Origin of the sequence: Streptomyces sp. 3211.6 (genome assembly GCF_003634815.1) — a bacterium.
In the GTDB taxonomy this organism is placed as follows: domain Bacteria; phylum Actinomycetota; class Actinomycetes; order Streptomycetales; family Streptomycetaceae; genus Streptomyces; species Streptomyces katrae_A.
Window position 1 is genome coordinate 2,672,032 of record NZ_RBXC01000001.1, and the last position, 12,994, is coordinate 2,685,025.

General features: G+C 73.8%; 14 protein-coding genes, 1 tRNA gene and 1 pseudogene. 10 read left to right on the forward strand and 6 right to left on the reverse strand.

Annotation, left to right across the window (positions count from 1 at the left end):
• Positions 1-17: 17 nt before the first annotated feature.
• Positions 18-2,066, reverse strand: a complete 2,049-nt coding sequence (locus tag BX286_RS12360; protein ID WP_079431697.1) for an MFS transporter — start codon at positions 2,064-2,066, stop codon at positions 18-20.
• Between the two features lie 128 nt (positions 2,067-2,194).
• Here BX286_RS12360 and BX286_RS12365 point away from each other — a divergent pair, with 128 nt between their 5' ends.
• Both BX286_RS12365 and BX286_RS12370 read left to right on the forward strand, forming a co-directional pair.
• Complete coding sequence (locus tag BX286_RS12365) at positions 2,195-3,289, forward strand: peptidoglycan-binding domain-containing protein (RefSeq protein ID WP_148710266.1); 1,095 nt, start codon at positions 2,195-2,197, stop codon at positions 3,287-3,289.
• A 133-nt stretch (positions 3,290-3,422) separates the two neighbouring features.
• A complete protein-coding gene (locus BX286_RS12370; RefSeq protein ID WP_079426577.1) occupies positions 3,423-4,106 on the forward strand; it encodes an HAD-IA family hydrolase in 684 nt (227 codons plus the stop codon).
• A gap of 33 nt (positions 4,107-4,139) precedes the next feature.
• Here BX286_RS12370 and BX286_RS12375 read toward each other — a convergent pair whose 3' ends face one another.
• Complete coding sequence (locus tag BX286_RS12375; RefSeq protein WP_079426579.1) at positions 4,140-4,721, reverse strand: TMEM165/GDT1 family protein; 582 nt, start codon at positions 4,719-4,721, stop codon at positions 4,140-4,142.
• Positions 4,722-5,255: 534 nt separating this feature from the next.
• On the opposite strand from BX286_RS12375, the gene BX286_RS12380 reads away from it, so the two are divergent.
• The 4 genes from BX286_RS12380 (at position 5,256) to BX286_RS12395 (ending at position 9,099) form a co-directional block, all read left to right on the forward strand.
• Positions 5,256-5,939, forward strand: a complete 684-nt coding sequence (locus BX286_RS12380; protein WP_079426581.1) for an HNH endonuclease family protein — start codon at positions 5,256-5,258, stop codon at positions 5,937-5,939.
• Positions 5,940-6,052: 113 nt separating this feature from the next.
• Positions 6,053-7,714 carry an alkaline phosphatase D family protein gene (locus tag BX286_RS12385; protein ID WP_079426583.1) on the forward strand — a complete coding sequence of 554 codons (1,662 nt, stop codon included), beginning with the start codon at positions 6,053-6,055 and terminating at the stop codon, positions 7,712-7,714.
• A 105-nt stretch (positions 7,715-7,819) separates the two neighbouring features.
• On the forward strand, positions 7,820-8,431 hold the full coding sequence (locus tag BX286_RS12390; protein WP_079426585.1) for a DedA family protein: 612 nt from the start codon (positions 7,820-7,822) through the stop codon (positions 8,429-8,431).
• 173 nt (positions 8,432-8,604) lie between these two features.
• A complete protein-coding gene (locus BX286_RS12395; RefSeq protein ID WP_079426587.1) occupies positions 8,605-9,099 on the forward strand; it encodes a hypothetical protein in 495 nt (164 codons plus the stop codon).
• Between the two features lie 3 nt (positions 9,100-9,102).
• Here BX286_RS12395 and BX286_RS12400 read toward each other — a convergent pair whose 3' ends face one another.
• Positions 9,103-9,330: a DUF2277 domain-containing protein gene (locus tag BX286_RS12400; RefSeq protein ID WP_079426589.1), complete on the reverse strand. Its 228-nt coding sequence runs from the start codon at positions 9,328-9,330 to the stop codon at positions 9,103-9,105.
• A 7-nt stretch (positions 9,331-9,337) separates the two neighbouring features.
• Positions 9,338-9,988 (reverse strand): TRADD-N-associated membrane domain-containing protein, encoded by a 651-nt coding sequence (locus BX286_RS12405; protein ID WP_237292813.1) that lies wholly within the window; start codon positions 9,986-9,988, stop codon positions 9,338-9,340.
• 115 nt (positions 9,989-10,103) lie between these two features.
• On the opposite strand from BX286_RS12405, the gene BX286_RS38025 reads away from it, so the two are divergent.
• Positions 10,104-10,178, forward strand: coding sequence for a 50S ribosomal protein bL37 (locus BX286_RS38025; protein WP_099895366.1), 75 nt, complete (start codon positions 10,104-10,106; stop codon positions 10,176-10,178).
• A 59-nt stretch (positions 10,179-10,237) separates the two neighbouring features.
• Here BX286_RS38025 and BX286_RS12415 read toward each other — a convergent pair whose 3' ends face one another.
• Positions 10,238-10,816, reverse strand: coding sequence for a hypothetical protein (locus BX286_RS12415; RefSeq protein WP_079426591.1), 579 nt, complete (start codon positions 10,814-10,816; stop codon positions 10,238-10,240).
• Between BX286_RS12415 and BX286_RS38030 the strand changes: the two are divergent.
• Both BX286_RS38030 and BX286_RS36540 read left to right on the forward strand, forming a co-directional pair.
• Positions 10,815-11,237, forward strand: a pseudogene (locus BX286_RS38030) (pyridoxamine 5'-phosphate oxidase family protein); the annotation flags it as partial. The gene BX286_RS12415 and the pseudogene BX286_RS38030 sit on opposite strands and share 2 nt — an antisense overlap.
• 16 nt (positions 11,238-11,253) lie before the next feature.
• Positions 11,254-11,418 (forward strand): hypothetical protein, encoded by a 165-nt coding sequence (locus BX286_RS36540; RefSeq protein WP_187344316.1) that lies wholly within the window; start codon positions 11,254-11,256, stop codon positions 11,416-11,418.
• A gap of 68 nt (positions 11,419-11,486) precedes the next feature.
• Here BX286_RS36540 and BX286_RS12425 read toward each other — a convergent pair.
• Positions 11,487-11,561 (reverse strand) — tRNA-Val (locus BX286_RS12425).
• A 105-nt stretch (positions 11,562-11,666) separates the two neighbouring features.
• Between BX286_RS12425 and BX286_RS12430 the strand changes: the two genes are divergently transcribed.
• A complete protein-coding gene (locus BX286_RS12430) occupies positions 11,667-12,911 on the forward strand; it encodes a hypothetical protein (protein WP_398898885.1) in 1,245 nt (414 codons plus the stop codon).
• The last annotated feature ends 83 nt before the right edge of the window (positions 12,912-12,994 follow it).

The following is a 12,994-nucleotide window of genomic DNA, read 5'->3' on the forward strand; positions in this document are numbered from 1 at the left end:
CCGATCAGGGCTGCCGGTCAGCGCGCCGCGTGGTCCCGGCGGGGGAGGGTGTCGTAGGGCTCCTCGGCGTCGGATCCGCACAGCTCCCGGCTGAGTTCCTCGACGAGTTTGACCAGGTCGGTGGGGCGGTCGGGGCCCCACCAGTCGCCGAGCAGGTCGGCGAGGGACTCCTGCCGGGCGGCGGCCAGCCGGTCCGCGGACTCGCGGCCCCGGTCGGTCAGGACGAGGGAGAGCCCTTCCCGGACGGCGAGCCCGCGCTCCTCGATCTGGCGGGCGGCGTCGGTGACGACCCTGAGCGGAACGGACGTGCGTTCGGCGAGCACCCCGGGGTCCACCGATCCGTACTTCTTGATCCGCAGCAGTATCCAGCTGGCGGCGGGCAGCAGGTCGTAGCCCGCCTTCGCGGTGATCTTCTCGTAGACGTGGACGCGGCCCTCGCGGGTGCCGAGTACGGACAGGGCGCGGGCGACCTCGTCGCGGGAGGAGCGCTCAACGGGGTTGGAGGCGAGGGTCTCCGTCACATCGGGTGCGGTGACGGACCCGCGCAGCTTGTCCTCCTTGAGGAACCAGGCGATCAGGAACGCGAGCAGGACCACGGGGACGGCGTAGAGGAAGACGTCGGTGATGGCGCTGGAGTAGGCGTCCAGCACCCGGGGCCGCACCGCGGGAGGAAGGGCGCCGATGGCCCGGGGGTCCGCCTCGATGCGTTGCGGGCTCGCGGCGGGTGGGAGGGGGACGCCGGCGAGGGCGGAGCTGAGCTTCTCGCCGAGCCGGCTGGTGAAGATCGTGCCGAAGATGGCGACGCCGAAGGAGGCGCCGATGGAACGGAAGAAGGTGGCACCGGAGGTGGCGACTCCGAGGTCGGCGTAGCTGACGGCGTTCTGCACCACCAGGACCAGCACCTGCATGACCAGGCCGAGGCCGGCGCCGAAGACGAAGAAATAGGCGCTCATCTCCAGGTCGGAGCTGGTGCGTTCGAGCCGGTGCAGGAGCACCAGGCCGATGGCGGTGACGGCGGTACCGCTGATGGGGAAGACCTTCCAGCGTCCGGTGCGGCTGACGATCTGCCCGGAGGTGGTGGAGGCGATCAGCAGGCCGAGCACCATCGGCAGCATGTGGACGCCGGACATGGTCGGTGAGACGCCGCGGACGACCTGGAGGAAGGTCGGCAGGTAGACCATCGCGCCGAACATGGCGAAGCCGACGATGAAGCTGATCACCGAGCAGAGGGTGAAGGTCCGGATCCGGAACAGCTTCAGCGGCAGGACGGGTTCGGCGGCCCGGCGCTCGACGAAGAGGAAGGCGACGAGGAGGACGGCGCCGAGGACGGCGAGGCCCACGATCCGGGCCGAGCCCCAGCCCCAGCTGCCGCCGAGGGAGGCGACGAGGACGAGACAGGTGGCCACGCCGGCGATCAGGGCGGTGCCGAGGTAGTCGATGGTGTGCCGGGAAGGCCGGGCGGGGATCCGCAGGGCGGCCGCGATGACGACGAGGGCGACGAGACCGATGGGGAGGTTGATGTAGAAGACCCAGCGCCAGGAGAGGTGGTCCACGAACAGGCCGCCCAGCAGGGGGCCGAGCACGCTGGTCGCGCCGAAGACGGCACCGAAGAGGCCCTGGTACTTGCCTCGTTCGCGGGGCGGGACGATGTCGCCGACGATCGCCATCGACAGCACCATCAGCCCGCCGCCGCCCAGGCCCTGGAGGGCGCGGAAGCCGATCAGCTGCGGCATGTCCTGGGCCAGCCCGCAGAGCGCGGAGCCGATGAGGAAGATGACGATGGCGTACTGGAAGAGTCTCTTGCGTCCGTACTGGTCTCCGAGCTTGCCCCACAGGGGGGTGGCTGCGGTGGACGCCAGCATGTAGGCGGTGACCACCCACGACAGGTGCTCCATGCCGCCGAGCTCGCTCACGATCGTGGGGAGCGCGGTGGAGACGATCGTCTGGTCGAGTGCGGCGATCAGCAGGCCCAGCAGGAGGGCCCCGATCGAGACGAGCACGTCCCGTGAAGCGTGTTCGGCCCCCTGGGCCGGATTAGCTGGCGACGCGGTCACATCCTGAGCCATCGGCTTCTCCTCCCGCCGGATCAACATCTCCATCCTGAGTGGTCTGTCCGGTTATGGCCTCTCGGAAGGGTTGGGTGGGGCCAAAGGGGTCTGCATAATCGCTGGCAGTGTCCAGGGAGGGGTTATCAGTGAGCGCTGAGCGCTGTCCGGAATGCGGCGCCGCGGGCGCCGACTGCACCTGTGCGCGAGGGGTGGGGTTCAACCCGCTGCGCATCCGCCCGTACATGGCCGCGCCCGGCGCCGACGGGACGGCCCCTCCCCCGACGCCGCCCCAGCCGGTCCTGGGTGCCATGGGCGAAGCCCCCACGACCGTGATCCCGCCCGTCGTGGCGGACCCGGCGGCCCCGTCCGGCGCGGCCCCCGAGGCCCCCACGGCCATGATCCCGACCGCGCCGTCCCACCTGACGGCACCGGCCGGGGCGGGCCCCGAGGCCCCTACCGCCATGATCCCGACCGCGCCGTCCCACCTGACGGCACCGGCCGGGGCGGGCCCCGAGGCGCCTACCGCCATGTTCCCGCCCGTCCCGGCGGACCCGCACGGACCCGGCGGCCCGATATCCGGCGCCCCGACACCCGGGGCGCCGGTGGCCGACCAGACGATGCGGCTGCGGGCCGTGGCCCCGCCGGGGGTCGGGACGGCGGGGGCCGGGCGGCCGGAGCGGCGGCGGGTGGTGCCGTTGCTGGCGGCGGCCGGGGCGGTGGTGGCCGCCGGGGCGGTGGCGCTGGCGCTGGGGCTGTTCACGGGCTCCGGGAAGGACGGCACGGCGCTCGCGGACCCCAAGCCGTCGGTCCCGGTGACCGGCGAGGCCCCGGCCGGCCCGTCGCAGACGCCGTCCGGCCCCGCGGAAAGCGCCTCCGCGTCGGCCTCGCCGTCCGCGTCGGCGAGTGCGTCCCGGTCGCCGTCCCCGTCCCCGAGCGCCTCCCGTACCTCGGCGGCGCCGTCCCCGAGCCCGTCCGCGAGCGCCCCCCGCACCACCAAGCCCGTCGCACCGCCTCCGCCGGCGCCCTCCAAGCCCCCGACCCTGCGCTCCGGCGACTCGGGCCCCGAGGTGCTGAAGCTCCAGCGGCTGCTTGCGGACCGCGGGATGTACAACGGCCGGTTCGACGGCCGGTACGGCCGCTCCGTGGAGCGGGCCGTGGAGGACTTCCAGATGGAGTCCGGGGTCTACGGGGACCCTTGGGGCGTCTACGGTCCGGCGACCCGGAGCGCCCTGGAGGGATAGCTCACGCGGGCGGCGGTGGCGCACACCGCCCCGGGTTTTGTATCGTGTAGGAACAAAGTGGTTCCGTCCACACCCCCTGACCGGTGGACGGAACCGCTTGTTCTCTTCTCCCGCCCCGTCTGGAGCCCCGCCGATGTCGGCCAGCACCGCCTCCGCCCACGTCGTCCTCACCGCCAGGGCCCTGCTCCTGGACATGGACGGCACCCTCGTCAACTCCGACGCGGTGGTCGAGCGCTGCTGGCGCGAGTGGGCGCTGTCGCACGGGCTGGACCCAGAGGAAGCCCTCAAGGTGGTCCACGGCCGACAGGGCTACGCCACGATGGCCATCCTGCTCCCCGGGCGCCCGATGGAGCTGAACCACGCCGAGAACGCCGAGATGCTCGCCCGCGAGACGGCTGACACCGACGGCGTGGTGCCCGTCGCGGGCGCCCCGGAGTTCATGGCCGCGATCGCCCGCCTGCCGCACGCCCTGGTCACCTCGGCCGACGCCGCCCTGGCCGGGGTCCGCATGGCGGCCGCCGCCCTGCCGCTGCCGGACGTGCGGATCACCGCCGAGTCCGTCGGGGCCAGCAAGCCCGACCCGGAGGGCTTCCTCAAGGGCGCCGCCGAGCTGGGCGTGGACCCGGCCGACTGCGTGGTCTTCGAGGACTCCGGCGCCGGCATCGCGGCGGGCCTCGCGGCCGGCATGCGCGTGATCGGCATAGGTCCGCGCGCCGCCGCCCACGGCCCGACGGCCCACGTCGACGACCTCACCGCGGTCCGCGTCGAAACCGCCGACGACGGCTCGATCCGCCTCACCCTCGCCCCGGCGCGGTAGCCGCCCCGGGGCGAGGGGACGCGACCGGCGGCCTCAGCCCGCGATCGCCTCGTAGAGGGAGAACCCGGCCAGCGCCGCCATGACGCAGGCCGCGACCTTGGTGATGAGCCGCAGCGGGACGTACTTCATGAGGGTGCGCCCGCCCAGGATGCCGATGCCCGCCACCGCCCAGAGGGCCAGCACGGCGCCGAGGCCGACGGAGAGCGGATTGTCGTACCGCGCCGCGAGGTTGGCGGTCATGATCTGGGTCAGGTCACCGAATTCGGCGACCAGGATCAGCATGAAGCCGGCGCCGGAGACCTTCCAGAAGGACTGGTCGGCGGGCGCCTTGACCTCTTCCTCCTCGTCGTTCTTCTTCAGCAGCAGCATGGCCGCGCCCGCGAGGAACAGCAGGCCCACGACGGCCTGCACGAGCCGGTGCGGCAGGAGCGTGAGCACGCTGCCCGCCGCGATGGCGAGCCCGACGTGCACGGCGAACGCGGCGGCCACGCCCGCGAAGACGTAGGAGGCGCGGTAGCGGGTGCCGAGCATCAGACCGGCCAGGGCCGTCTTGTCGGGGAGTTCGGCGAGGAAGACGACGCCGAAGGCGATCGCCAGCACGGTGAAGCTGAACACGGGGTGAAACCTCGATCGGTCGGGCAGGACGCCATCGGGACCGAGAGACCTGGGGTGTTTCAGGGGTCGCTTCGGCTCGGCGGCGCCCTGAGGTACGTCGACACGCCGCACACCGCGCGCATGCGGTGTGCGCACGCTGCGCCGCGCGCGTCGCGTCACATGGACAGGACACTGCGGCCGAAGGTCTCGCTGGCGGCCCGCTGACGCGGTCCGCCTCCGGGCGCCGGCTGGTGTGACCCAGCAGTATGTCGACGGTCCGGCGAAGAGCTACTCCCCTTCTGCTCCGTCCAGGGTACGCGATGACGGCCGCGACCCCCGGGAGTCCGGAATGTGAGCTTGGCCCCATTCTGCCCCGCTCCGAAGGCCGGAATCTCAACTTCCCCTTGAATGCGGGCCGTTGATCTCCTTGATGTGACGTGCCCATGTCGGCAATCTGTCACCTGGTGCCCATCCCCGCGACATCCGGCGCCGCCACCATGGCCGCGCCCCGCCGGGGCCGCACGGCCGTCAACCCCCCGCATCAGGGAGCCCCTCATGCCCCTCACGCCCTTCCGCGCGCCCTCCGTCTACGCGCGTCGCATCCGCCGCGCCGGACGGGCCGGCGTCCTCGCCTCCGCCGTCGCCCTCGCCGCCCTCACCTCCCTCGTCAACGCCCCGGCCGCCCTGGCCTCCCCGCCCACCCCCATCAGCGCCGCCGAGGCCCGCGCCTACCTGGCCACCGTCACCCCGGCCGCCGAGGGCTCCCTCACCGGCTACAGCCGCAGCCAGTTCCCGCACTGGATCACGATCTCCGGCAGCTGCAACACCCGCGAGACGGTCCTCAAGCGCGACGGCGTCAACGTCGTCACCGACTCCTCCTGCGCCGCCGTCAGCGGCAGCTGGTACTCCGAGTACGACGGCGCCACCTGGACCGCCGCCTCGGACGTGGACATCGACCACATGGTCCCGCTGGCCGAGGCCTGGCGTTCGGGCGCCAACACCTGGACCACCGCCCAGCGCCAGCAGTTCGCCAACGACCTCACCCGCCCCCAGCTCATAGCCGTCACGGACAACGTCAACCAGGCCAAGGGCGACCTCGACCCCGGCAAGTGGCTGCCGCCGCGCACCGCCTACCGCTGCACCTACGCCCGCTCCTGGGTCCAGGTGAAGCAGTACTACGGGCTGAGCATGGACGCCGGGGAGAAGACCGCCCTGGTGAACGTCCTCAACGGCTGCTGACACCCCGCCGCTCACCGGGAATTTTCACCCCCGCTATCCCCCGCCAGGGGGAGGCCGGGCCCCCGCCCCGCCCCGTACCGTGATCCAAAGGGCTGTCGAGGAGGGGGAGTCGGATGGCCGGACTGCGACTGGGACCACTGCTGCGCTACGTCGACTGGGACACGGGCGGCTCCGCCACGATATGGGTCGAGGCGGACCGCCCGTGCACCGCGGAGGTGCGGTGCGCCGACGGGTCCGGCGGCAGCGCCCGCACCTTCCAGATCACCGGCCACCACTACGCCCTCGTACCCGTCACCGGCCTGACGCCCGGCAGTGAAACGGCGTACGAGGTACTGCTCGACGGCGCCACCGTCTGGCCCGGGCCCGCCGGCCGCTTCCCGCCCAGCACGATCACCACCCCGGCCGTGGGAGGCGGCGCGGGCCACCCCGCGCCCGGCCTGCGGATCACGTTCGGCTCGTGCCGGCAGGCCGCCCCGCCCGCCGGCCGGCGCGGGCCGCACGGGGCGGACGCCCTCGACACCCTCGCGGCGCGGCTGGCAGCCGACCCGTCGGAGGCCCGCCCGGACCTCCTGCTGCTCCTCGGCGACCAGGTCTACGCCGACCATCTGTCGAAGGACACCCGGCGATGGCTGGCGGCCCGCCGGGACCTGCGCGAGGCACCGGGCGCGCAGGTCGCGGACTACCAGGAATACACCCGCCTCTACGACGAGTCCTGGGGCGACCCGGAGATCCGCTGGCTGCTGTCCACCGTCCCGAGCCTGCACATATTCGACGACCACGACGTCATAGACGACTGGAACACCAGCGCCTCCTGGCAGGCGGAGATGCGCGCGACCCCCTGGTGGCCGGAGCGGATCCTCAGCGGGCTGATGTCGTACTGGGTGTACCAGCACCTGGGCAACCTCTCCCCCGCCGAACTCGCCGCCGACCCCCTGTACGCGGCCGTACGGGCCACCCCGGACGGCACGGACGCGCTGCGCGCCTTCGCGGCCTCGGCCGACGCCGATCCGGCCTCGGTGCGCTGGAGTTACCGCCGGGACTTCGGCCGGACCAGGCTGCTGATGGTCGACACCCGGGCCGCGAGGGTGCTCGCCGAGGACGGGCGCGCCATGCTCGACCACGCGGAGCAGCGCTGGCTCCGGGAGAACGCCCTGTCCGGGCACGGCGGTTACGACCACCTGCTGATCGGCTCCTCGCTGCCGTGGCTGATGCCGCCGCTGATCCATGACGCGGAAGCGTGGAACGCCGCGCTCTGCCGCGGGGAGCGCGGGGAGAGATGGGCCCGGATCGGGGAGGACCTGCGGCGGCGCAGCGACCTCGAGCACTGGGCGGCGTTCCCGGCGTCGTTCGTCGCGCTCAGCGACCTGATCGAGGAGGTCGGGACGGGCCCGAAGGCCCCGGCGACGGTCGCGGTCCTGTCCGGGGACGTCCACCACGCGTACGTGGCCGAGCCGCTCATACCCAGTACGGCGCGGGTGTTCCAGCTGACCTGTTCGCCGGTGCACAACTCCATCCACACGGCGGTGAAATGGGGCTTCCGGCTGGGCTGGTCCCGGCTGGGCCGCTGGCTCGGCCGCGGCTTCTCCCGGCACGGCCGGACGGGACGGCCGCCGCTGAGCTGGCGGCGTACGGGCGGCCCCTGGTTCGGCAACCAGCTGATGACGCTGACCCTGTCGGGGCGCGAGGCCCGGCTCCGGCTGGACCAGGCCCGGCGGTCGCGGCCCGGCGCCCGCCTGCTGACGGTCCTGGACCGCCGGCTCACCGGAGCGGAGTAGGCCGGGGCCCTCGGGCGGGGGCGCCGGGCGTACGCTGTATGGCTGTCAAGCCGCCCCTGCCGCTCCCCCGCGACCACGCGGCGCTCCGGAATGGGGAGTCCCGTTGTGATCGAGACGCTGGGGTCGCTGACCGCGAGCCCGTGGATCTACGCCCTGGTGGCGGTGTCGGTCCTGCTGGACGTGTTCCTGCCGGTGCTGCCGAGCGGAGTCCTCGTGATCACCGGGGCGGCGGCAGCGGCGGCCGGCGGGCCGCCCTCGCGGGTCCCGGACGTCGCGGTCCTGCTGACGGTGGCCGCCACGGCGTCGGTGCTGGGCGACCTCACGGCCTACCGGCTGGCCCGCCGCAGCGGGCCCCGCCTGGACCGGGCCATCGCCCGCTCCCGCCGCCTGACCCGGGCCCACGACCGGCTGGGCACGGCCCTGGCCCGCGGCGGCGGCCTGCTGGTGGTCCTGGCCCGCTTCGCCCCGGCCGGCCGCTCGGTGGTCTCGCTGGGCGCGGGCAAGACACGGCGCACGCTGGCGGAGTTCCTGCCCTGGTCGGTCTTGGCGGGCATCAGCTGGGCGGGCTACAGCGTGGCCCTGGGCTACTTCGGCACCCAGTGGCTGGGCACGGCCTGGCTGGGCACGGCGGTCTCCCTCCTCGCCCTCTTCACGGCGGGCTCCCTCTCCGCCTTCCTCCTGCGCCGCCCCTCCCCTACACCCCAGGCCACCGCCTGACGCCACCGCCCCGCGGGGGCATGGGCCGGGTGGTCCAGTGGGTCACCCGTTCACCCGGCAGCAATCGCGGCCCGCCGCCCCGGCTTCTAGCGTCCAGAACACGGCACGCCACCGAACCGGCCTCACGTCACTGTCCCGGCGGCGCCGTTCCGAGGAGCCGAGGAGATCCCGCCATGCCCCCCATGCTCATCCGGCATCGCCTGACCGGAGTCGCCGCCGCGACGCTGGTCATCGCAGCCGCCGCACCCGCCTTCGCCGCCCCCGCCGGCGGCACGACCCCCTCCGCCACCGTCTCCCCCGGCACCGTCTCCCCGGGCGGCCGCGTCGGCCTCAACGTCGACGGCTGCAGCACGCGCACCGGCCGGGCGTCCTCCCGTGTCTTCAACACCGTCGCACTGGCCCCGGGCAGCGCCACCGCGAGCAACCTCTCCGGCGCGGCCACCGTCTTCAGCGACGCGGCCCCCGGCTCCTACCCGGTCACCTTCGAGTGCGGAGGCCGCCGGGTCACCGTCACCCTCCAGGTCGCCCCCGGTGCCGCCCGCGGCGGCCTCGGCGGAAGCGTCGACTCCATGAGCCGGGCCCAGATCGCCGTCGGCGGCACCCTCGCGGCCGGCGCGCTCGGAGCCGGGATCTGGCTGCTGCGCCGCCGCACGGCGCAAGCCCGCTGACCCTCACACCGCGGCAGCGGCCCGCCCGCGCACCTGCACCCCGTCCAACAGCAGCCGCGTCGCCTCGGCCACGGCGTCCACGGCGGCGTCGAACACCTCCTGGTTGTGCGCGGCCGGTGCCCGGAACCCGGAGACCTTCCGCACGTACTGGAGCGCGGCCGCGCGGATCTCCTCCTCGGTGGCCTTCTCGGGGATGGCGGGCGGGCGCAGGGTCTTGATGGAACGGCACATACCTCCACTATGACCCCGCGGGCGGCAGCTCCGCCCCGGAAAGCCTGATGACCAGCCCGGCCTGCAGCCTTGCCCGCAGGTCCGGATCGGCGATCTCCTCCAGCAGGGCGATCGCCTGCCGGGTGCCCTCCGCGGCCCGCCGGTCCTCGCGGAGGGAGGCGCTCTGGGCGGCCATGTGCCGCAGGGCGGCATCGGCCCGGCGGTGGAACAACTGCCCGACCAGGGTGACGACCACCCCGACGGAACTGGTCACCACCCCGATGTACGCCTCCCCGCCGCTCTCGGCCTTCCACACCCCGAGCCCGATCCCGAAGAGCAGCACGGCCGCGCCGACGCCCGCGAACCACTGGCTGGTGGCGAAGCTGGCGCGCGCCTGCGTCAGCCCGTACGCGTAGTACTCAACGAGCATCGGCGTGAATGCGTCGCCCGGCCCCCCACCCCCTTCCCTCCCCCCTGCGGAGGCGTCCACCAGCCGCGGATCCCCGGCCGTCCCGGTCTCCGTCGCCCTCTCCCCCAGCCGTGCGAGCAGCCGCTCCCGCTCGGCCTCGCGCGCCCGCTCGAACCGTCCCCGTCCCGGCCACCAGGCGGCCAGCCCCAGCCAGGCGGCCCCGAGCCCGAACGCCCCGACGGACCAGATCCACTCCCCGGCACCCGCCACACCCATCACCCCCCGCGGGATGGTCCCCGCGCCGCCGCGCGGGAAACCGGCCCGGATCCTAGACTGACGAACGCCCGGAACATCCGCGTTACAGGCGATTCAAGGGAGACGCCCGATGGCCAAGCGAGGAAACAAGAAGCGCGCCCGCAAGAAGAAGAAGGCCAACCACGGAAAGCGCCCCAACGCCTGACCGCGGCCCACACCCCCGCAGCCCCCGGCCGCAACCGGCCGGGGGCTCGTAGATGGGGATCACCTCCCAGGTATGCCGATGAGATCCGGCCCGTTGTCGATCAGCCGCCCCTGCCCCTTGACCCGGTCCCGCTCGGCGGGCGTCACGCACAGCGTGTCCCCGACCCACTTCTCCCGCCAGACGTAGCCCGGCTTGCAGGTACTGGGCCCGTACGCGCCCCCACCGGGCTGCCGGTTCGGATTCTGCGCATGCACCCGGTCCCGCTCGGCCGGGGTGACACACAGCGTGTCGCCGTCGTAACTGTCCCGCCACACGAACCCCGGCTTGCAGGTACTGGGCCCGTACGCGCCCCCACCGGGCTGCCGGTTCGGATTCTGCGCATGCACCCGGTCTCGCTCGGCCGGGGTGACGCACAGGGCGTCGCCGTCATAGCTGTCCCGCCAGACGTAACCCGATGGACAGGGCAACGCGTCGGTTTTGACAGCCGCCGGAGCCCGGGGCACGGCCGCCGCCGACGCCGGCGTCGCCAGGGACGCGATACCGCTGGCGACGAAGGCGGCCGAGGTCAGGACCATCGTGTAGCGGAGCATCCGGCGCTTGGCCGGGACCGGGCTCGGGGCGTGAACGTGATGGGACATGGCTGCTGCTCCTCTGCGTTCCGTCGCTCGGCCGTTCCGTAGCGACCGGACCTCAAGTAAGCGCAATCCGGCCCCCACGGGTCACGCCCCGGAAGAACGTGACTTGACGCCCCCACGCCACTCGTGCCTCACCCGCACCCCCTGCAAGCTCCAGCCAAACGATCTCCGCACCCGATCGAAAGGCAGCCTGGTGGATGTCGAAGAGTTCCTCGCCCGCCCCCTCGTCGCACGCGTCGCCACGCAGGGGCCCGAGGTCCGGCCCGTGTGGTTCCTCTGGGAGGGCGGCGCCTTCTGGTGGCTGACCGGGTCCTACTCCCGCATGGAACGGATCCTCGCCGCCGACCCCCGCGTCGCGCTGGTCGTCGACACCTGCGAGCTCACCGACGCCGAGGTTCTTTCGGTGACCTGCCGCGGCACGGCCCAGGTCGTACCGGGTCATGGGCGTAGAGGGTGGCTACCCCCAAGGGGGTGCGGCCGTCAGGATCTGCGCGTTCAGGATCCGCACCGAAGGCCAGCAGTACGCCCGCGTCGTGCAGGACACGCAGCGCGAGGCGGTCGGGCACATCGACCGGCTGCTCAGGGCCCGGCGCGACCGCTCCTGACCGTCCCCGTTGGTGTCAGATGTAGATGTCAAAGGCCCCCAACCGTGATCGGTTGGGGGCCTTCTGACTGGTGGGCGCGGACGGTTTCGAACCGCCGACATCTGCTTTGTAAGAGCAGCGCTCTACCCCTGAGCTACGCACCCGTGGACGAGTGGACAGCCTACATGGCGGGCGCACCCCCCACGCAAACCCGTTCCCGTGGGGGAGAATGGACCGGGGCTTGGCGGACGGGGTACGGGAGAGGGACTGTGGCGACGGCATCCCGGCGGTGGTTCGGTGGGCGGGACGAGAGTCGGCGGGCGGATGCGCAGGCGGCGAAGGATGCCGCCGCGGCCGCGTTCTACGAACTGGACACCGCCCAGCGGGACCTGCGGATCTCGATGGAGACCATCGCCGCCGCCGACGGCTCGCCCGCCGCGCGGCAGGCCGCCGAGGGGTTCGCGGCGCTCGGGCGGCGGATCGACGAGGTGAGCCACGCCTACATCGAGGCCGTCGACGCGCACGACCTGGACCGGGTCGACCTGGAGGGGTCCGTCGCGGCGCAGGCCCGGCAGCAGCTGACCCGGGCCCGGGAGGAACTGGTCCGGGTCAAGGAGGAGCTGGAGCGGTTCGCCCGGGGGCTGCAGCCGCTGCTGGACAAGGCCGAGACGCAGCTGGCCCGGGTCGCGCCGGCTCGGGAGCGGGCGAAGGCGGCGCTGCTGGCAGCGAGCGACGCGCTGGACGCCGTACGGGCCAAGGGGATGCGGGCCGACGACCTGGCGGCGCGGCTCGCCGCGCTGGGGCCCGAGCTGACGAAGCTGAACCAGGGCGCGGCGCAGCACGGGGTGCCGGAGACGGTGCAGCGGGCGGAGCGGATCCTGCGGGACGCGGGGGCGGTGCGGGCCGAGGCGGAGCGGCTGCCGGAGCGGGCGGCGGAGATCGACCGGCGGCTGGTGAGCCTGCGGACGCGGGCGCAGGCGCTGCGCAACCGGGCGGACCGGGTGGATCCGGTGCTCAGCGAGCTGCGCCGCCGGTTCAGCGCGGACTGCTGGCAGGACCTCCAGCACGTTCCCGACCAGGCCGTGCGGGACGTGGCGCAGGCCGAGGAGCGGCTGGCGGAGGCCGGGCGGGCGCGGGACGAGCAGCGCTGGGCGGACGTGACGGCGCTGGTCGAGGCGGTGCGGGCGGGGCTGGACGCCGTCGACGAGGCGGTGTCGGCCGCGCAGGACCGACTGTCGCGGCTGGAGGCGGTGGCGCGGGACCCGCAGGCGGAGGTGCAGCGGACCCGGTTCGCGATCCGGGACGCGCAGCGCCTGGCGATGGACGGCCGCAGCGTGCCGGATCCGCGGCACGCGCGGCCGCTGGACGAGTCGGTGGCCCGGATGGAGCGGGCGCTCGCGGGCCTGGAGGGGCGCCACCCCGACTACTGGCACTTCCTCCAGGAGATGGAGGAGGTCCGGGTGTCGGTGGGCCGGGTGGTGGCGGACATGCGGGGTCGCCGCGCCGCCGGGTGAGCCCTCCGGTGCGGCGGAGGCGGCCGGGTGGCTGAGGCCGCCGGGGCCGGGGCGGCGACGGGACCGGGGCGGCGACGGGGCCG